The organism is Enterobacter sp. SES19 (genome assembly GCF_011765665.1).
GTDB classification, from domain to species: Bacteria; Pseudomonadota; Gammaproteobacteria; order Enterobacterales; family Enterobacteriaceae; genus Enterobacter; species Enterobacter pseudoroggenkampii.
Genome location: NZ_CP050320.1, coordinates 1,622,414 through 1,641,942 on the forward strand (window position 1 = coordinate 1,622,414; position 19,529 = coordinate 1,641,942).

The following is a 19,529-nucleotide window of genomic DNA, read 5'->3' on the forward strand; positions in this document are numbered from 1 at the left end:
TTTTTGACCATATAGCAGGTGATTACCGGTGATATTACACCAGAGAGGTTCATTCTCCGCGCGGGTGTGACAAAATAGCGGTTTTGCAGTTAGCGAGTGGAACTCTCCCAATGCGGGATCGCAATTTTGATGACATCGCGGAAAAGTTTTCGCGCAACATTTATGGCACCACGAAAGGGCAGCTCCGTCAGACGATCCTCTGGCAGGATCTGGACACCATTCTGGCTACCTTTGGCGGTCAAACGTTGCGCGTGCTGGACGCCGGTGGCGGTGAAGGGCAGACGGCGATAAAAATGGCCGAGCGCGGCCATCACGTCACGCTTTGCGATCTTTCTGCTGAAATGGTCGCCCGCGCGACGCGTGCGGCAGAAGAGAAAGGTGTGAGCGACAACATGCATTTTATACAATGCGCCGCTCAGGACATCGCGCAGCATTTGGAAACCCAGGTTGATCTGATATTGTTTCATGCGGTGCTGGAGTGGGTTGCCGATCCGCAAAGCGTGTTACAAACCCTGTGGTCGATGTTGCGCCCGGGCGGCACGCTGTCGCTGATGTTCTACAATGCTAACGGCTTCCTGATGCACAACATGGTTGCGGGAAACTTCGACTATGTTCAGGTCGGGATGCCCAAAAAGAAAAAGCGCACGCTTTCCCCGGACTATCCGCGCGATCCACAGCAGGTTTATGGCTGGCTGGAAGCGATTGGCTGGCAGATTGTCGGGAAGACGGGCGTCAGGGTGTTTCATGATTATCTGCGTGAAAAACACAAACAGCGTGACTGTTTTGACACCTTAACAGAATTGGAAACGCGGTATTGCCGTCAGGAGCCTTTTGTCAGCCTTGGCCGCTATATTCACGTCACCGCGCACAAGCCGCAGATGCAAGGATAACCTATGAGTGAATTTTCCCAGACAGTCCCCGAACTGGTTGCCTGGGCCAGGAAAAACGATTTCTCCATCTCGCTGCCGGTAGACAGACTCTCTTTCCTGCTGGCGGTCGCCACGCTGAATGGCGAGCGGCTGGATGGTGAAATGAGCGAGGGTGAACTGGTGGATGCGTTCCGCCACGTCAGTGATGCGTTTGAGCAAACCAGCGAAACCATTAGCGTGCGTGCCAACAACGCGATCAACGATATGGTGCGTCAACGTCTGCTGAACCGCTTTACCAGCGAGCAGGCGGAAGGAAACGCCATCTATCGCCTGACGCCGCTGGGCATCGGCATCACCGATTATTATATCCGCCAGCGTGAATTTTCCACGCTGCGTCTTTCCATGCAGCTGTCGATCGTGGCGGGTGAGCTTAAGCGCGCCGCCGATGCGGCAGATGAAGACGGTGACGAATTCCACTGGCACCGAAACGTCTATGCACCGCTGAAATATTCGGTGGCGGAAATCTTCGACAGTATCGATCTGACCCAGCGTCTGATGGACGAACAGCAGCAGCAGGTGAAAGACGATATCGCACAGCTGCTGAATAAAGACTGGCGAGCGGCCATCTCCAGCTGTGAACTTCTGCTGTCAGAAACCTCCGGTACGCTGCGTGAGCTGCAGGATACGCTGGAAGCCGCAGGGGATAAGCTGCAGGCGAACCTGCTGCGCATCCAGGACGCGACGCTGGCGCACGACGATCTGCATTTTATCGATCGTTTAGTGTTCGACCTGCAGAGCAAGCTGGACCGTATCATCAGCTGGGGCCAGCAGTCGATCGACCTGTGGATCGGCTACGACCGACACGTGCATAAATTTATCCGTACCGCGATTGATATGGATAAAAACCGCGTCTTTGCCCAGCGTCTGCGTCAGTCGGTGCAGACCTATTTCGATGCGCCGTGGGCGCTGACCTACGCCAATGCCGATCGTCTGCTGGATATGCGCGACGAAGAGATGGCGCTGCGCGATGAAGAGGTGACCGGTGAACTGCCACCGGATCTGGAATACGAAGAATTTAACGAAATTCGCGAGCAGCTTGCGGCGATGATCGAAGAACAGCTCGCTGTCTACAAAACCAGACAAGTGCCGCTGGATCTTGGGCTCGTGGTGCGCGACTATCTGGCGCAATATCCGCGCGCGCGCCACTTCGACGTTGCCCGCATTGTGGTAGACCAGGCGGTGCGCCTGGGCGTCGCGCAAGCAGATTTCACCGGACTGCCGCCGAAGTGGCAGCCAATTAACGATTACGGAGCCAAGGTACAGGCGCATGTCATTGACAAATATTGAACAAGTGATGCCGGTTAAGCTGGCACAGGCGCTGGCGAATCCGTTATTTCCGGCGCTGGACAGCCAGCTGCGTGCCGGTCGTCACATTGGCTTAGACGAGCTGGATAATCACGCCTTTTTGATGGACTTCCAGGAGTACCTGGAAGAGTTTTACGCACGCTACAACGTGGAGCTTATTCGCGCGCCGGAAGGGTTTTTCTACCTGCGTCCACGCTCCACGACGCTGATTCCGCGTTCCGTGCTCTCGGAGCTGGATATGATGGTCGGCAAAATTCTTTGCTACCTCTATCTCAGCCCGGAACGTCTGGCGAATGAAGGGATCTTCACCCAGCAGGAACTTTACGACGAGCTGTTGACGCTGGCAGATGAGAGCAAACTGCTCAAGCTGGTGAACAACCGCTCCACGGGGTCGGATCTTGACCGTCAGAAATTACAGGAAAAGGTTCGCTCTTCCCTGAACCGTCTGCGTCGTCTGGGGATGGTCTGGTTTATGGGCCATGACAGCAGCAAATTCCGCATCACGGAATCTGTCTTCCGCTTTGGCGCCGACGTGCGTGCGGGCGATGACGCGCGTGAAGCGCAGCTTCGCATGATCCGCGACGGTGAAGCGATGCCGGTGGAAAACCATTTGCAGCTCAATGATGAGCATGAAGAGAATCTGCCGGATAGCGGGGAGGAAGAGTAATGATTGAACGCGGTAAATTTCGCTCACTGACGCTGATTAACTGGAACGGCTTCTTTGCCCGAACGTTCGATCTGGATGAGCTGGTCACGACGCTCTCCGGCGGTAACGGAGCGGGTAAATCCACCACCATGGCGGCCTTTGTCACGGCGCTGATCCCTGACCTGACGCTGCTTCACTTCCGTAACACCACCGAAGCGGGGGCCACAAGCGGTTCCCGTGATAAAGGCCTGCACGGGAAGCTGAAGGCCGGCGTCTGTTATTCGGTTCTGGACGTCATTAACTCCCGTCATCAGCGTGTGGTGGTGGGCGTACGCCTGCAGCAGGTTGCTGGCCGCGACCGTAAAGTGGATATCAAACCGTTTGCGATCCAGGGGCTGCCAACGTCCGTGCAGCCGACGGCGCTGCTGACGGAAACCCTGAACGAACGTCAGGCGCGTGTGCTGACGTTGCAGGAGCTGAAAGATAAGCTCGAAGCGATCGAAGGCGTGCAGTTCAAACAGTTCAACTCGATTACCGACTACCATGCGCTGATGTTTGATCTGGGCGTGGTGGCGCGTCGTCTGCGCTCGGCATCAGACCGTAGCAAATACTATCGCCTGATCGAAGCGTCCCTTTATGGCGGTATCTCCAGCGCCATCACCCGCTCCCTGCGCGACTACCTGCTGCCGGAAAACAGCGGCGTACGTAAGGCCTTCCAGGATATGGAAGCGGCGCTGCGTGAAAACCGCATGACGCTGGAAGCGATTCGCGTTACCCAGTCCGACCGCGACCTGTTTAAACACCTGATCAGCGAAGCCACCAACTATGTGGCGGCGGACTACATGCGTCACGCCAACGAGCGACGCGTGCATCTTGATCAGGCATTAGAATATCGCCGCGAGCTGTTTACCTCGCGTAAACAGCTGGTGGCCGAGCAGTACAAGCACGTCGAAATGGCGCGCGAGCTGGGTGAGCACAACGGTGCAGAAGGCGACCTGGAAGCCGATTACCAGGCCGCCAGCGATCACCTGAATCTGGTGCAAACCGCGCTGCGTCAGCAGGAAAAAATCGAGCGCTATGAAGCGGATCTCGACGAGCTGCAAATTCGTCTCGAAGAGCAAAATGAAGTGGTGGCCGAAGCCGCCGACATGCAGGAAGAGAACGAAGCCCGCGCCGAAGCGGCCGAGCTGGAAGTGGATGAGCTGAAAAGCCAGCTTGCCGATTACCAGCAGGCACTTGACGTGCAGCAGACGCGAGCGATTCAGTACACCCAGGCATTGCAGGCATTACAGCGTGCGAAAGAGCTGTGCCATCTGCCTGACCTGACGCCGGATAGCGCCGACGAGTGGCTGGATACCTTCCAGGCCAAAGAACAGGAAGCCACCGAGAAGCTGCTGTCCCTCGAACAGAAAATGAGCGTCGCGCAAACGGCGCACAGCCAGTTTGAGCAGGCTTATCAGCTGGTCGTCGCGATTAACGGCCCGCTGGCGCGTAACGAAGCCTGGGACGTTGCCCGTGAACTGCTGCGCGACGGTGTGAACCAGCGCCATCTGGCCGAACAGGTTCAGCCGCTGCGCATGCGTCTGAACGAGCTGGAACAGCGCCTGCGAGAGCAGCAGGAGGCCGAGCGTCTTCTGGCGGAGTTCTGCAAGCGTCAGGGGAAAAATTACGATTTCGACGAGCTTGAGGCCCTGCATCAGGAGCTGGAAGCGCGTATCGCGGCCCTGTCCGATACGGTATCAAACGCCAGCGAACAGCGTATGACGCTGCGTCAGGAGCTGGAGCAGATTCAGTCCCGTTCGAAGACGCTCTTGCAACGAGCGCCGGTCTGGCTGGCGGCTCAAAGCAGCCTGAATCAGCTCAGCGAACAGTGCGGCGAGCAGTTCGAATCCAGCCAGGAAGTGACCGAATACCTGCAGCAGCTGCTGGAGCGCGAGCGCGAAGCCATTGTTGAGCGTGACGAAGTCGGCACGCGCAAGCGTGAAGTCGACGAAGAAATTGAACGCTTAAGCCAGCCGGGCGGTGCGGAAGACCCGCGCCTCAATGCCCTGGCGGAGCGTTTTGGCGGCGTGCTGCTGTCCGAGATTTATGACGACGTTGGCCTTGACGATGCCCCGTACTTCTCCGCGCTGTACGGTCCATCCCGTAACGCGATTGTGGTCCCGGATCTGTCGCTGATTTCTGAGCAGCTTGCCGGCCTGGAAGATTGCCCGGAAGACCTCTATCTGATCGAAGGGGATCCGCAGTCGTTCGATGACAGCGTCTTCAGCGTCGATGAGCTGGAAAAAGCGGTGGTGGTGAAAATCGCCGATCGCCAGTGGCGTTATTCCCGCTTCCCTGAGCTGCCGCTGTTTGGCCGCGCCGCGCGCGAAAGCCGCATCGAAAGCCTGCACGCCGAGCGTGAAACGCTGTCTGAACGTTTTGCGACGCTGTCGTTTGACGTGCAGAAAACCCAGCGTCTGCATCAGGCGTTCAGCCGCTTTATCGGCAGCCATCTGGCCGTGGCCTTTGAAGCTGACCCGGAAGCGGAAATTCGCAAGCTCAATACCCGCCGTGGCGAGCTGGAACGTGCCATTGCCAGTCATGAAAGCGACAACCAGCAGAGCCGCGTCCAGTTCGAGCAGGCGAAAGAGGGCGTCGCGGCCCTTAACCGCATTCTGCCGCGCCTGAATCTGCTGGCGGATGACACGCTGGCCGATCGCGTGGACGAGATCCAGGAGCGTCTGGATGAAGCGCAGGAAGCCGCGCGTTTCGTTCAGCAGCACGGCAATCAGCTGGCGAAGCTGGAGCCCGTCGTATCTGTACTGCAGAGCGACCCGGAACAGTTCGAGCAGTTAAAAGAAGATTATGCCTGGTCACAGCAGGTGCAGCGCGAGGCGCGTCAGCAGGCGTTTGCCCTGACGGAGGTGGTGCAGCGTCGCGCCCACTTCGGCTACTCCGATTCGGCTGAAATGCTGAGCGGTAACAGCGACCTGAACGAAAAACTGCGTCAGCGCCTTGAGCAGGCGGAAGCTGAACGTACTCGCGCCCGTGAAGCAATGCGCAGCCACTCCGCTCAACTGAACCAGTACAACCAGGTGCTGGCCTCGCTGAAAAGCTCCTTCGACACCAAGAAAGAGCTGTTAAACGATCTGCAGAAAGAGCTTCAGGACATCGGCGTGCGTGCCGACAGCGGGGCAGAAGAGCGCGCGCGTATTCGTCGTGACGAGCTGCATGCACAGCTCAGCAATAACCGTGCGCGTCGTAATCAGCTGGAAAAAGCGCTGACCTTCTGCGAAGCGGAAATGGATAACCTGACCCGTCGCCTGCGCAAGCTGGAGCGCGACTACTTTGAGATGCGTGAGCAGGTTGTGACCGCGAAGGCGGGCTGGTGCGCGGTGATGCGCATGGTGAAAGACAATAACGTTGAGCGTCGTCTGCACCGCCGTGAACTGGCATATCTCTCAGCCGACGAACTGCGTTCCATGTCGGATAAGGCGTTGGGTGCGCTGCGTCTGGCGGTGGCGGATAACGAACACCTGCGCGACGTGCTGCGTATGTCGGAGGATCCAAAACGTCCGGAACGTAAAATCCAGTTCTTCGTGGCGGTTTACCAGCACCTGCGCGAACGTATTCGTCAGGACATCATCCGTACCGACGATCCGGTTGAAGCCATCGAACAGATGGAAATCGAGCTGGGTCGCCTGACGGAGGAGCTGACCTCCCGCGAGCAGAAGCTGGCGATCAGCTCCCGCAGCGTAGCGAATATTATTCGTAAAACCATTCAGCGTGAACAGAACCGTATCCGCCAGTTGAACCAGGGCCTGCAGAGCGTGTCGTTTGGCCAGGTGAACAGCGTGCGCCTCAACGTCAACGTGCGTGAAGCCCACGCGACGCTGCTGGAAGTGCTGTCTGAGCAGCACGAGCAGCATCAGGATCTGTTCAACAGCAACCGTCTGACCTTCTCCGAAGCGCTGGCGAAGCTGTATCAGCGCCTGAACCCGCAGATTGATATGGGCCAGCGTACGCCGCAAACCATCGGTGAAGAGCTGCTGGATTACCGTAACTACCTGGAAATGGAGGTTGAGGTAAACCGTGGCTCAGACGGCTGGCTGCGTGCGGAATCCGGGGCGCTCTCAACCGGTGAAGCGATCGGTACCGGGATGTCAATTCTGGTGATGGTTGTCCAGAGCTGGGAAGATGAAGCGCGCCGTCTGCGCGGCAAAGACATCTCGCCATGCCGACTGCTGTTCCTGGATGAGGCCGCGCGTCTTGATGCCCGCTCCATTGCCACGCTGTTCGAACTTTGCGAACGTCTCGATATGCAGCTCATTATTGCGGCGCCGGAGAACATCAGCCCCGAGAAAGGCACTACCTACAAGCTGGTGCGTAAAGTGTTCCAGAACAGCGAACACGTTCACGTTGTGGGGCTGCGTGGCTTTGCGCCGCAGCCGCCAGAGTCATTGCCGGAAACCACAGCCGACGCTTCCTGAAGTATCTTCTGACCCAAAGCGGCGCCCTGGCGCCGCTTTTTTTTTAAACTTAACTTGTGCTTAGGGCTGCGTTATCTTTAAACTTCTTTACATAAGGTAAGGCAACAGCTTAGCCGTCTACCTATAATGAAAGAAAGCCCCAACGTGATGGGCATGTCGTGAAAACAGGGGGCAAGGGATGTTGCTTAAGAAAGAATGTGGTCGTCAGCTGTCTGCGCTGAGTTTGTGCCTGGCAGTGATGTTTGCTCCGCTGTTAACCGCCCAGGCCGACGAGCCTGAAATTGTGCCGACTGACAGCTCGGCAACGACAGGCGCGCAGCCAACGTCGTTGTCCCAGCCGCTGGACCAGTCTCCTGCGACGGCTGTCATGGCCGGTATTAAACCGCTGCCGGAAGGCATCGACGCCGAATCGCTCAGTCAGCAGCTGCAGTTGGGGCTACCGTCAGGCTACACGCCTGTCTATATCAATCAGCTCACGCTCCTCTATGCTGCCCGCGATATGAAACCGATGTGGGAAAACCGCGATGCCGTGCGCGCCTTCCAGCAACAGCTGGCGGAGGTCGCGATTGCAGGGTTTCAGCCGCAGTTTACAAAATGGGTTGAGCTGTTAACCGATCCTGCTGTCACCGGGCAGGCGCGGGACGTGGTGCTTTCCGATGCCATGATGGGCTACCTGCAGTTCGTGGCGGGTATTCCTGTCAATGGCAACCGCTGGCTGTACAGCGATAAACCTTACAAACTGGCGACGCCAGCGCTGTCGGTGATTAATCAATGGCAGCTAGCTCTGGATAATGGCGAACTGCCGCGCTTTATCGCCAGCCTGGCACCGACGCACCCACAATATGCCACTCTGCACCAGTCGCTCCTCGCGCTGGTGGGTGACACGCGTCCGTGGCCGCAAATGCGCGGTACCGCGACGCTGCGTCCGGGGCAGTGGAGCAGCGATGTGCCCGCCCTGCGCGAGATCCTGGTGCGTTCCGGTATTCTGGAAGGCGGGCCAAAGATTGCTCTCCCGGGTGATGATCCACAAAACGTCGCCGTCAGCCCGTCAGCTCCCGTGAAAGAGAAGAAAGCCGTTGTCCTGAGCGACAAACCCGCGGCTTACGATCGCGAGCTGGTTGCGGCCGTTAAGCAATTCCAGGCCGCTCAGGGGCTGGGGGCCGATGGCGTCATTGGCCAGACGACGCGTGACTGGCTGAACGTATCGCCTGCGCAGCGGGCAGGGGTACTGGCGCTCAATATCCAGCGTTTGCGCTTGCTGCCGGGAACGCTCTCTACCGGGATTATGGTTAACATCCCGGCGTATTCCCTGGTCTATTACCAGGACGGTAGCGAAAAACTGGCGTCGCGCGTGATTGTCGGGCGTCCGGATCGCAAAACACCGATGATGAGCAGCGCGCTGAATAACGTGGTGGTAAACCCGCCGTGGAACGTACCGCCGACTCTGGCGCGAAAAGACATTCTGCCGAAGGTGTGGAACGACCCGGGTTATCTGGAACGTCATGGCTATACGGTGATGCGTGGATGGAACAGTAAAGAGGCCATCGATCCTTATATGGTCGACTGGTCGACGATCACAGCGTCAAATCTGCCGTTCCGTTTCCAGCAGGCTCCCGGGGCGCATAACTCTTTAGGGCGCTACAAATTCAATATGCCGAGTTCAGAAGCTATCTATCTGCACGATACGCCGAACCACAACCTGTTCCAGAAAGATACCCGCGCGCTGAGTTCTGGCTGCGTGCGCGTGAACAAAGCCTCGGAGCTGGCCAATATGCTGCTTCAGGATGCGGGCTGGAACGATACGCGTATTTCGGATGCCCTGAAGCAGGGGGATACGCGTTACGTTAATATTCGCCACAATATTCCGGTCAATCTTTACTATCTGACGGCGTTTGTGGGCGAGGACGGGCGTACCCAGTATCGTACAGATATTTACAATTATGATCTCACCGCGCGATCCGGCGCACAAATTTTGCCAAAAGCGGAACAATTAATCAGGTAAATGAAGCAGTTCGGGAAAAATGATTGTCGTAAGTTATGGTGAATAAGGGGCTATATCGCTGCAAGCCGCGTATTCACTGGGGTTGGGCGCCTTGACGTACCTGGTTTTGCCAGTTATGGTGCCCTTCGTGCGCTAAGCATATTACGATTTCTTTTACCTGTAGACCTGATTATCATGGACAAATTTGACGCTAATCGCCGCAAACTGCTGGCGTTAGGTGGCGTTGCGCTCGGCGCAGCGGCCATCCTGCCGACGCCAGCATTTGCCACCCTCTCGACACCTCGTCCGCGAGTTTTAACGCTCAACAATCTTCATACCGGTGAGTCGCTAAAAGCGGAGTTTTTCGATGGCAGAGGCTATATTCAGGATGAATTAGCAAGACTTAACCATTTTTTCCGTGATTTCCGCGCGAATAAAATAAAAGCCATCGATCCTGGACTGTTTGATCAGATTTTCCGCCTTCAGGGCCTGCTGGGCACCAGCAAGCCGGTGCAGCTCATTTCTGGCTATCGCTCGATTGATACCAACAATGAACTGCGCGCCCACAGTCGCGGGGTAGCGAAAAAAAGCTATCACACGAAGGGCCAGGCAATGGATTTCCATATTGAGGGCATTTCGTTAGCCAATATTCGCAAAGCTGCGTTATCTATGCGCGCAGGTGGTGTAGGATATTACCCCAGCAGCAACTTTGTGCATATTGATACCGGTCCGGTTCGGCACTGGTAATAACGAAACACAGGAGCAGTATGAACTATCGTATTATTCCGGTTACCGCGTTCTCCCAGAATTGTTCACTCATCTGGTGCGAACAGACTAAACTGGCCGCGCTTGTCGATCCCGGCGGTGACGCTGAGAAGATCAAGCAGGAAGTCGCCGACAGCGGTGCCACGCTGATGCAAATATTGCTGACGCATGGTCACCTTGACCATGTTGGCGCAGCGGCAGAACTGGCACAACATTATGGTGTGCCGGTGATTGGTCCGGAAAAAGAAGATGAGTTCTGGCTGCAGGGGTTACCCGCCCAAAGCCGCATGTTTGGCCTTGATGAGTGTCAGCCCCTGACGCCCGATCGCTGGCTGAACGAAGGAGAACGCGTTAACGTAGGGAATGTGACTTTACAGGTGTTGCATTGTCCTGGACATACGCCAGGCCATATTGCCTTCTTTGATGACCAGTCTCGTCTGCTGATTTCCGGCGATGTGATTTTCAAAGGCGGCGTAGGACGCAGTGATTTTCCTCGCGGCGATCACGGGCAGCTGATTCAGTCGATTAAACAGAAGCTATTGCCGCTGGGTGATGATGTGACGTTTATTCCTGGACACGGTCCGATGTCGACGCTGGGCTATGAACGGCTCCATAACCCGTTCCTTCAGGATGAAATCCCTGTCTGGTAACCCGAATAAAAAAAAGCCTGCATAACGCAGGCTTTTTTTATGGGCGAAAATTACAGTACGGCGACAATCGCTTCGCACAGTGGCGCCATGTTGTCAGGCGTCATGCCTGCAACGTTCACGCGGCCAGAGGCCACGGCGTACACGCCAAACTCTTCACGCAGACGCAGAACCTGCTCTTTGGTCAGGCCGCTGAACGAGAACATGCCGTTCTGTTTGATGATAAAGCTGAAGTCGCGGTCCGCGCCTTTCTCAGCCAGGGTGTTCACAAACAGCAGGCGCATGCGCTGAATACGCTGACGCATATCGTTCAGCTCTTGTTCCCAGATAGCGCGCAGCGCATCGTTGCTCAGGATAGTGGCAACAACAGACGCACCGTGTGCCGGTGGGTTAGAGTAGTTAGCGCGGATAACCGATTTCATCTGGCTGAACGCACGATCGACGGTCTCTTCGTTAGCAGCAACCAGCGTACAGGCACCCACACGCTCATTGTACAGACCGAAGTTCTTGGAATAGGAGCTAGCGACAATCAGCTCCTGATGCACGGCTGCGAACGCGCGCAGGCCTTCGGCATCTTCTTCCAGACCACGGGCGAAGCCCTGGTAGGCAAAGTCAAACAGCGGCAGCCAGCCGTTTTCTACGGACAGCTTCGCCAGGTGTTGCCACTGCTCAAGCGTCGGATCGATACCGGTTGGGTTATGGCAGCAGCCGTGGAACAGCACCACGTCACCCGCCTGTGCTTCGCTCAGGCTCGCCAGCAGGCCGTCAAAGTCGAGAGAGTGGTTTGCCGCGTCGTAGTAGGCGTATTCACGCACTTCCAGACCCGCAGAGTTAAACACGCTCTTGTGGTTCGGCCAGCTTGGGTTGCTCACCCAGACACGCTTAACAGAGGTGTTTTTCGCCAGGAAATCCGCCGCCACTCGCAGCGCACCGGTACCGCCTGGGGTCTGTGCTGTGCGGGCACGTTTGTCACTCACAATTGCACTGCCTTTACCGAACAGCAGCTCCTGGGTGCAGCGACCAAATTCAGGGATACCATCAATACCGAGGTAGTTTTTGGTGGTTTCGTTTTCCAGCAGATACTGCTCAGCTTTCTTGACGCTGGTCAGTACCGGAGTTTTGCCGGTTTCATCTTTATATACACCAATACCCAGGTTGATTTTGCCAGGGCGGTCGTCGGCACGAAACAGATCGGCCAGGCCCAGAATCGGGTCGGCAGGAGCGGCGGTAATGTTCTCAAACATGACGAAGTTCCATTGTGATTACAGAAGTGAAATCCGCTATCAGGTTAACGGTAGATTTACAAAATGCCAACCGTTTGCGACGAAAAGCGTGCGGCTTTTCAAAAGTCGCCATTATTTTCTATCACACATAAAAAAACAGGGCCGAAGCCCTGTTCATTAAGCATATAACAAAGTGGTGTTCTGATTAGAACTGGTAAACGATACCAACACCAGCCTGGTCGTCGGTAGACAGAGCTGTTGCACGGGTGTAATCATTCTCATCCAGCAAGTTGAACTTGTACGCAGCATAAACGTTCATGTTCTTGTTGAAGTAGTACCAGGTACCCACTTCGATGTATTTAACCAGATCAGCATCGCCACCTGCGAAAGTAGCACCGTTAGCAGTACGGCCTGTCAGGTCTTTACCCTTAGACTGCACATAGCCAATGGATGGACGCAGACCAAAGTCGAACTGGTATTGAACCACAGCTTCGAAGTTCTGCGTTTTGTTCGCGAATTCGTCATCGTTTTCACGAGTCATGTTACGGGATTCACCGTACATAACAGATGCGTATACGCTGTTCGCATCATATTTCAGTGACGTTGCCCAACCTTCAGCACGTTCACCTTTACCATCGGCAGTCTGCTTAGTGGAACGGTCAGAGTTGGTGTATGCCGCGGTTACGTTGAAGCCGTCTGCGAAGTCATAACCCAGAGAGTAGCTGCCGCCATCGCCGTTCTGGCGAGAAGTGGTGTGGCCGTTTTCATTTTTACCCTGGTACTGCAGGCCCAGTGCCAGACCATCAACCAGACCGAAGAAGTTAGAGTTACGGTAGGTAGCTAAACCGGTGCTACGTGAGGTCATGAAGTTATCAGTTGCGGCCAGAGAGTCGCCACCCCAGATAACCAGCATATCGGTTGAAGCCAGCGCATCATAGAACACACCGTAGTTACGGCCGTAATCAAATGAACCGTATTCACCCGCTTTCAGACCCGCGAAAGCCAGACGGGTTTTGGTACCCTGAGCACCTTCCTGAGAGGAAGCGTCCATGTTGTATTCCCACTGGCCGTAACCTACCAGTTGGTCGTTAACCTGGGTTTCACCTTTGAAACCGATACGGGCATAGGTGGTATCGTTGTTATTAGATGCACCGTTAGTAGTCCATTGATGCTCACCTACAGCTTTACCGTAGAAGTCCAGCTTGTTAGCGTTTTTGTTATAGATTTCTGCAGCGTTAGCTGCACCAGCTACCAGCAGAGCAGGGATAACCACTGCCAGAATATTGCGCTTCATCATTATTTATTACCCTCATTGGTTTTTTTATGACACTCGCCACTGCCGTCAATAAATTCTGTCAATAAATATTTCCGGAACTATTGATGAGAGTTTGGTGTCTTTATGTATCTGACAGGCATCTTTCCATTCGGCGAAGCGTTTCGCTAGCCTGAAAGTGCTACAATTCTCAAGATTAAGTAACCGAAAGAAAATATGTGTAACTAAATATTTATTTTTGGGAACTTTGTGAACCACCTCAAACTTCAGAGTGCCCTGGCGAATTAAGCGACAGGACATATCCTATATATATGAATTCCTTATGATTAATTGAGATAACGGCGATTCATATAAACAGAGGCTAAACGACTCAGTTTTTCTTATGACTCCAGAAAGACTTCTGGATGGCTGAAAAAGTGGTTGAAATTTGTGCTATCGCTTGAGGGTGTAATAATCGCAATAAGAATGGGGTTTATTTTTTGTGGCTGGATATTTCGCGGAAACAAAACGTAACAGGTAGTGGTTGTGACGGGGTGAAGGTTTAAAGATGCTGACTTTGCGCTGACGAAAACTGACAATGCAGAATAAAATAATGGCCAGCACAGGCTGGCCATTTTAGTTTTTACCGATTAGAAGCTGGCGTTACGTGGTGTACGTGGGAATGGAATCACGTCGCGAACGTTCTGAACACCGGTAACGTAGGCGATCAGACGCTCGAAGCCGAGACCAAAACCGGCGTGCGGTACGGTACCGTAACGACGCAGATCGCGGTACCAGCTGTAGTCAGCTGGGTTGAGCCCCATCTCTTCCATACGCGCGTCCAGCACGTCAAGACGCTCTTCACGCTGAGAGCCACCGATGATTTCACCGATGCCCGGCGCCAGGACGTCCATCGCTGCCACGGTTTTACCGTCTTCGTTAAGGCGCATATAGAAGGCCTTAATGTCTTTCGGGTAGTTTTTAACGACAACCGGCGCTTTGAAATGTTTCTCGGCCAGATAGCGTTCGTGTTCAGACGCCAGGTCAACGCCCCAGTAAACCGGGTTCTCGAACGTCTCACCGCATTTCTCGAGGATCGCCACCGCGTCGGTATAGTCCACCTGCGCAAAGTCGGCAGACACAAAACGCTCCAGACGCGCCACAGCATCGCTGTCTACGCGTTCTGCGAAGAATTTCATGTCGTCAGGACGCTCTTCCAGCACCGCTTTGAATACATACTTCAGCATCGCTTCCGCCAGACCTGCAACATCGTCCAGGTCGGCGAACGCCACTTCCGGCTCCAGCATCCAGAATTCCGCAAGGTGACGGCTGGTGTTGGAGTTTTCGGCACGGAAGGTTGGGCCAAAGGTGTAGATCTTAGACAGCGCACAGGCGTACGTTTCGCCGTTGAGCTGACCGGATACCGTCAGGAAAGCTTCTTTACCAAAGAAGTCTTTGTCATAGTCCACTTTACCTTCCGGCGTGCGCGGCAGGTTTTCCATGTCCAGCGTCGAGACGCGGAACATCTCACCCGCACCTTCTGTGTCGGACGCGGTGATCAGCGGGGTAGACACCCAGAAGTAACCCTGCTCGTCGAAGAAACGATGCAGCGCCTGCGCCAGCGTATGACGCACGCGCGCCACCGCACCAATCAGGTTGGTACGTGGACGCAGGTGCGCCACTTCACGCAGGTATTCAATGCTGTGACGTTTTGCTGCCATCGGGTAGGTATCCGGATCTTCAACCCAGCCGGTGACTTCAATGGCTGAGGCCTGAATTTCGAAACTCTGACCCTGGCCCGGGGATGCCACAACCACGCCGGTGACAATAACGGAACAGCCCGTCGTCAGGCGCAGAACGTCATCATTGTAATTGGGCAGAGAATTATTAATGACGGCCTGTACAGGATCAAAGCAGGAACCGTCATAGACGGCAAGGAAGGAGATGCCAGCTTTAGAATCTCGGCGGGTACGCACCCATCCGCGCACGGTGACCTGTTGGTCAACGGCGACACGGCCCTGGAGTACGTCGGCTACAGGCACAACGCTCATAATATTCTCTCTGTTAATAGTCGGAAAAAATAAACACTTGTCCACCCTTATGGGGGGATATCTATGTTACCTGCCATCCGCTATCAGACAAGTAAATTTCGCAGTCAAAAGAGAAGAATTAAGAAATAAATAAGAAGAGGGGAGCCATAAAGGCTCCCGTAAGCGCTTAACTGGCTTTTTTGATCTGAGGAAGATCGAAGGCTTTGCGCAACGCGCGAACAAACGCTTTGTCATGGCAGATGGTTTTGCCCGGGCTGTCGGAGAGCTTCGCCACCGGCTTGCCGTTACATTCCACCAGTTTGATGACAATATTCAGAGGTTTTACCTGAGGAATATCGCAGGTCAGACGGGTTCCGATCCCGAAGCTCAGGTTCACCCGGGTGTTGAAATGGCGATAGAGTTCGACCGCTTTCGCCAGGTCGAGATTATCGGAGAAGACCAGCACCTTGCTCATCGGATCAATGCCGAGTTTCTCGTAATGGGCAATGGCCTTCTCGCCCCATTCAACCGGATCCCCGGAGTCGTGGCGTAATCCCTGGTAACGTTCAGCGAACTCGGGACCAAAGTCGCGCAGGAAGGCATCCATCGTAATACAGTCGGTGAGGGCGATCCCGAGTTGATTCGGGTACTCCTCAAGCCATGCGGCCAGTGCCGCGCGCTGGCTGTTAGCCAGATCGGGGCTGATCTGCTGATGCGCCTGGAACCACTCGTGCGCCTGGGTACCCATTGGCGTCAGGCTAAGGCGACGTGCCAGATCGTAGTTACTGGTGCCTACAAACCACGGCTCCTGCTGAAGACGTTTAACGATGGCCTCCTGAACGTCGCGCGAGAAACGACGACGGGTGCCAAAGTCCATCAGGCGGAAGCGGGACATGTCTAACCCTTCGGTCAGCGTGGAGAAGGCAGCTAGTTTATTTTCCAGCGCGGCGACCGCCTGCTCGACGCCCGTTTCCGGCGAACGGTAGCGGTGAGCCAGTTCGCTGATCACCGCCAGAAGCGGCACTTCCCACATGATCACTTCCCGCCATGGACCTTCAAGGCGAATATCCAGCTTGCCGTTATCGTTAAGCACGGTGACCTGCTCCGGCTTATAGCGGAAATCGCGCAGCCAGTTCAGGTAGTCGGCTTTGAAGAAAGGCAGGCCAGAAAGCCACTGATATTCCTCGTCCTGCAGCGTCAGATGCTGCATAGCATTGACCTGTTCACGAATGGCGTCTGCGTAGATACCGAGCAAGTCGTCGCCACGGCAGCGGAATTCCGCCGCGACATGAACGTCATAGTAATGGTGGAAAACGGCTTGCTGCATATGCAGTTTATACGCGTCGGTATCCAGCAACGTATGCAGAACTGGAGAAGCGAATTGAGTCATAGGTGCGCAGTAGCATCCTCTCACAGGAGCGTTTAGTACAATAAACAACTCCGGAGTATACCTTGTTTAGTGATTTATTGAACCCCGATCACAACATAAGCGCGTTTTATGGTCGAGGGCATTTTGTGCCCCGTGTTATACAAATGTAGCAAAAAAAGGTTTTGACCCTGAAAAGATGAACATTCTGCATAGCGCGTTTTGCGCAACAGGAATATATTGAAACGTTACTCGACAAACGATGCATAAGGTTTTCTATGACACAACAGCCACAAGCCAAATACCGCCACGACTACCGTGCGCCGGATTATCTGATTAGCGAAATCGATCTGACTTTTGACCTGGATGCCACTAAAACCGTTGTCACGGCGGTAAGCAAGGTGACGCGCCACAGCGCAACTGCGGTGCCGCTGCGTCTGGATGGTGAAGACCTGACGCTGGTCTCCCTGCATATTAATGATGAAGCCTGGTCAGACTATAAAGAAGAAAACAACCAGCTGGTCATCGACAACCTGCCGGAACAGTTTACGCTGCGCATCGTGAATGAAATCAGCCCGGCTGCCAACACCGCGCTGGAAGGGCTTTATCAGTCAGGCGTGGCGCTGTGTACCCAGTGTGAAGCGGAAGGGTTCCGCCACATTACGTGGTATCTCGACCGCCCGGACGTCCTGGCGCGCTTCACCACCAAAATCATCGCCGATAAAACCCTCTATCCCTTCCTGCTCTCCAACGGTAACCGCGTAGGTGAAGGCGAGCTGGAGAACGGCCGTCACTGGGTACAGTGGCAGGATCCGTTCCCGAAACCGTGCTACCTGTTTGCGCTGGTGGCGGGGGACTTCGACGTGCTGCGCGACACCTTCAAAACGCGCTCAGGCCGTGAGGTGGCGCTGGAGCTGTTTGTTGACCGCGGCAACCTTGACCGCGCGCCGTGGGCGATGACCTCCCTCATCAACTCCATGAAGTGGGACGAGGAGCGCTTCGGCCTCGAATATGATCTCGACATCTATATGATTGTCGCCGTCGATTTCTTCAACATGGGCGCAATGGAGAATAAAGGCCTGAACGTCTTTAACTCCAAATACGTGCTGGCGCGTACCGATACCGCAACGGACAAAGACTACCTCGATATCGAACGCGTCATCGGCCACGAATATTTTCACAACTGGACCGGCAACCGCGTCACCTGCCGCGACTGGTTCCAGCTGAGCCTGAAAGAGGGCCTGACCGTCTTCCGTGACCAGGAGTTCAGCTCCGATCTGGGTTCACGCGCGGTAAACCGCATCAACAACGTGCGTACCATGCGCGGCCTGCAGTTTGCGGAAGATGCCAGCCCAATGGCGCACCCGATCCGTCCGGATAAAGTCATCGAAATGAACAACTTCTACACCCTGACGGTGTACGAGAAGGGCGCCGAAATTATCCGCATGATCCACACCCTGCTGGGGGAAGAGAACTTCCAGAAAGGGATGCAGCTCTACTTCGAGCGTCATGACGGCAGCGCGGCCACCTGCGACGATTTTGTGCAGGCAATGGAAGATGCCTCTAATGTCGATCTCTCTCACTTCCGCCGCTGGTACAGCCAGGCCGGTACGCCGATTGTTACCGTCAAAGACGACTATAATCCGGAAACCGAGCAGTACACGCTGACCATCAGCCAGCGCACGCCGCCGACGGCAGAGCAGGAAGAGAAATACCCGCTGCATATTCCGTTCAGCATTGAGCTGTACGATAACGAAGGCAAAGTCATCCCGCTGCAGAAGGGCGGCCACCCGGTACACAGCGTGCTGAACGTGACCCAGGCCGAGCAGACCTTTATCTTCGATAACGTCTACTTCCAGCCGGTGCCTGCGCTGCTGTGTGAATTCTCCGCGCCGGTGAAGCTGGAGTACAAGTGGAGCGATCAGCAGCTGACGTTCCTGATGCGTCACGCGCGTAACGACTTCTCCCGCTGGGATGCCGCACAAAGCCTGCTGGCGACCTACATCAAGCTCAACGTAAACCGTCATCAGCAGGGCCAGCCGCTGTCGCTGCCTGTCCATGTGGCTGACGCGTTCCGCGCGATCCTGCTGGATGAGAAGATTGACCCTGCATTGGCCGCTGAAATTCTGACTCTGCCGTCAGCGACTGAAATCGCCGAGTTGTTCGAGATTATCGATCCGATCGCGATCGTGGCGGTGCGTGAAGCGCTGACCCGTACGCTGGCTACTGAACTGGCGGACGAGTTCCTCGCCATTTATAACGCCAACAAGCTTGACGCTTATCGCGTTGAGCACGCGGACATTGGTAAACGTTCTCTGCGCAACACCTGCCTGCGCTATCTGGCGTTTGGTGAAACCGAGCTGGCGAACACCCTGGTGAGCAAGCAGTATCACGAGGCGGATAACATGACAGACGCCCTGGCCGCGCTGGGCGCAAGCGTTGCTGCTGAACTGCCTTGCCGCGATGCGCTGATGCAGGAGTACGACGACAAGTGGCATCAGGATGGTCTGGTGATGGACAAGTGGTTCATCCTGCAGGCGACCAGCCCGGCGACCGATGCACTCAGCAACGTACGCAGCCTGCTGAAGCATCGTTCTTTCACCCTGAGCAACCCAAACCGCGTGCGTTCGCTGATTGGCGCGTTTGCCAGCAGCAACCCGGCGGCGTTCCACGCCGAAGACGGCAGCGGTTATCAGTTCATGGTGGAAATGCTGACCGAGCTGAACAGCCGTAACCCGCAGGTGGCGTCGCGCCTGATTGAGCCGCTGATCCGTCTGAAGCGTTACGATGCGAAGCGTCAGGCGAAGATGCGTGCCGCGCTTGAGCAGCTGAAAGGGCTGGAAAATCTGTCTGGTGATTTGTACGAGAAGATTGCTAAAGCGTTAGCGTAATATAAGTTAACCCTCCCTCTCC

At 55.3% G+C, this 19,529-nt stretch carries 12 protein-coding genes; 8 read left to right on the forward strand and 4 right to left on the reverse strand.

The genetic code is table 11. From position 1 onward, the window contains the following. The first annotated feature begins 110 nt into the window (after positions 1 to 110). From cmoM to GXP72_RS07650, 7 genes are all read left to right on the forward strand, one after another. Positions 111 to 890 carry a tRNA uridine 5-oxyacetic acid(34) methyltransferase CmoM gene (gene cmoM / locus GXP72_RS07620; protein WP_032649174.1) on the forward strand — a complete coding sequence of 260 codons (780 nt, stop codon included), beginning with the start codon at positions 111 to 113 and terminating at the stop codon, positions 888 to 890. A gap of 3 nt (positions 891 to 893) precedes the next feature. Further along, positions 894 to 2,216 carry a chromosome partition protein MukF gene (gene mukF / locus GXP72_RS07625; protein WP_208763692.1) on the forward strand — a complete coding sequence of 441 codons (1,323 nt, stop codon included), beginning with the start codon at positions 894 to 896 and terminating at the stop codon, positions 2,214 to 2,216. Continuing rightward, positions 2,197 to 2,901 carry a chromosome partition protein MukE gene (mukE, locus tag GXP72_RS07630; protein WP_008499954.1) on the forward strand — a complete coding sequence of 235 codons (705 nt, stop codon included), beginning with the start codon at positions 2,197 to 2,199 and terminating at the stop codon, positions 2,899 to 2,901. The genes mukF and mukE overlap by 20 nt, the downstream gene beginning before the upstream one ends. Beyond that, positions 2,901 to 7,352 (forward strand): chromosome partition protein MukB, encoded by a 4,452-nt coding sequence (mukB, locus tag GXP72_RS07635; RefSeq protein ID WP_157188859.1) that lies wholly within the window; start codon positions 2,901 to 2,903, stop codon positions 7,350 to 7,352. The genes mukE and mukB overlap by 1 nt, the downstream gene beginning before the upstream one ends. A gap of 178 nt (positions 7,353 to 7,530) precedes the next feature. Then, complete coding sequence (gene ldtD, locus GXP72_RS07640) at positions 7,531 to 9,354, forward strand: L,D-transpeptidase (RefSeq protein ID WP_024907785.1); 1,824 nt, start codon at positions 7,531 to 7,533, stop codon at positions 9,352 to 9,354. 174 nt (positions 9,355 to 9,528) lie between these two features. Beyond that, positions 9,529 to 10,080 carry a YcbK family protein gene (locus GXP72_RS07645; protein WP_208763693.1) on the forward strand — a complete coding sequence of 184 codons (552 nt, stop codon included), beginning with the start codon at positions 9,529 to 9,531 and terminating at the stop codon, positions 10,078 to 10,080. A gap of 20 nt (positions 10,081 to 10,100) precedes the next feature. Beyond that, a complete protein-coding gene (locus GXP72_RS07650) occupies positions 10,101 to 10,748 on the forward strand; it encodes an MBL fold metallo-hydrolase (protein ID WP_208763694.1) in 648 nt (215 codons plus the stop codon). Positions 10,749 to 10,798: 50 nt separating this feature from the next. Here GXP72_RS07650 and aspC read toward each other — a convergent pair whose 3' ends face one another. The 4 genes from aspC to pncB all read right to left on the reverse strand — a co-directional run bounded on the left by aspC (position 10,799) and on the right by pncB (position 16,640). Next, positions 10,799 to 11,989: an aspartate transaminase gene (aspC, locus tag GXP72_RS07655; RefSeq protein WP_024907783.1), complete on the reverse strand. Its 1,191-nt coding sequence runs from the start codon at positions 11,987 to 11,989 to the stop codon at positions 10,799 to 10,801. Between the two features lie 184 nt (positions 11,990 to 12,173). After that, positions 12,174 to 13,265 (reverse strand): porin, encoded by a 1,092-nt coding sequence (locus tag GXP72_RS07660; RefSeq protein ID WP_023615888.1) that lies wholly within the window; start codon positions 13,263 to 13,265, stop codon positions 12,174 to 12,176. Between the two features lie 605 nt (positions 13,266 to 13,870). Next, entirely contained in the window at positions 13,871 to 15,271 is a 1,401-nt protein-coding gene (gene asnS / locus GXP72_RS07665; protein ID WP_024907781.1) for an asparagine--tRNA ligase, read from the reverse strand. 166 nt (positions 15,272 to 15,437) lie between these two features. Then, complete coding sequence (pncB, locus tag GXP72_RS07670) at positions 15,438 to 16,640, reverse strand: nicotinate phosphoribosyltransferase (protein WP_048991015.1); 1,203 nt, start codon at positions 16,638 to 16,640, stop codon at positions 15,438 to 15,440. 254 nt (positions 16,641 to 16,894) lie between these two features. On the opposite strand from pncB, the gene pepN reads away from it, so the two are divergent. After that, a complete protein-coding gene (gene pepN, locus GXP72_RS07675; RefSeq protein ID WP_208763695.1) occupies positions 16,895 to 19,507 on the forward strand; it encodes an aminopeptidase N in 2,613 nt (870 codons plus the stop codon). The last annotated feature ends 22 nt before the right edge of the window (positions 19,508 to 19,529 follow it).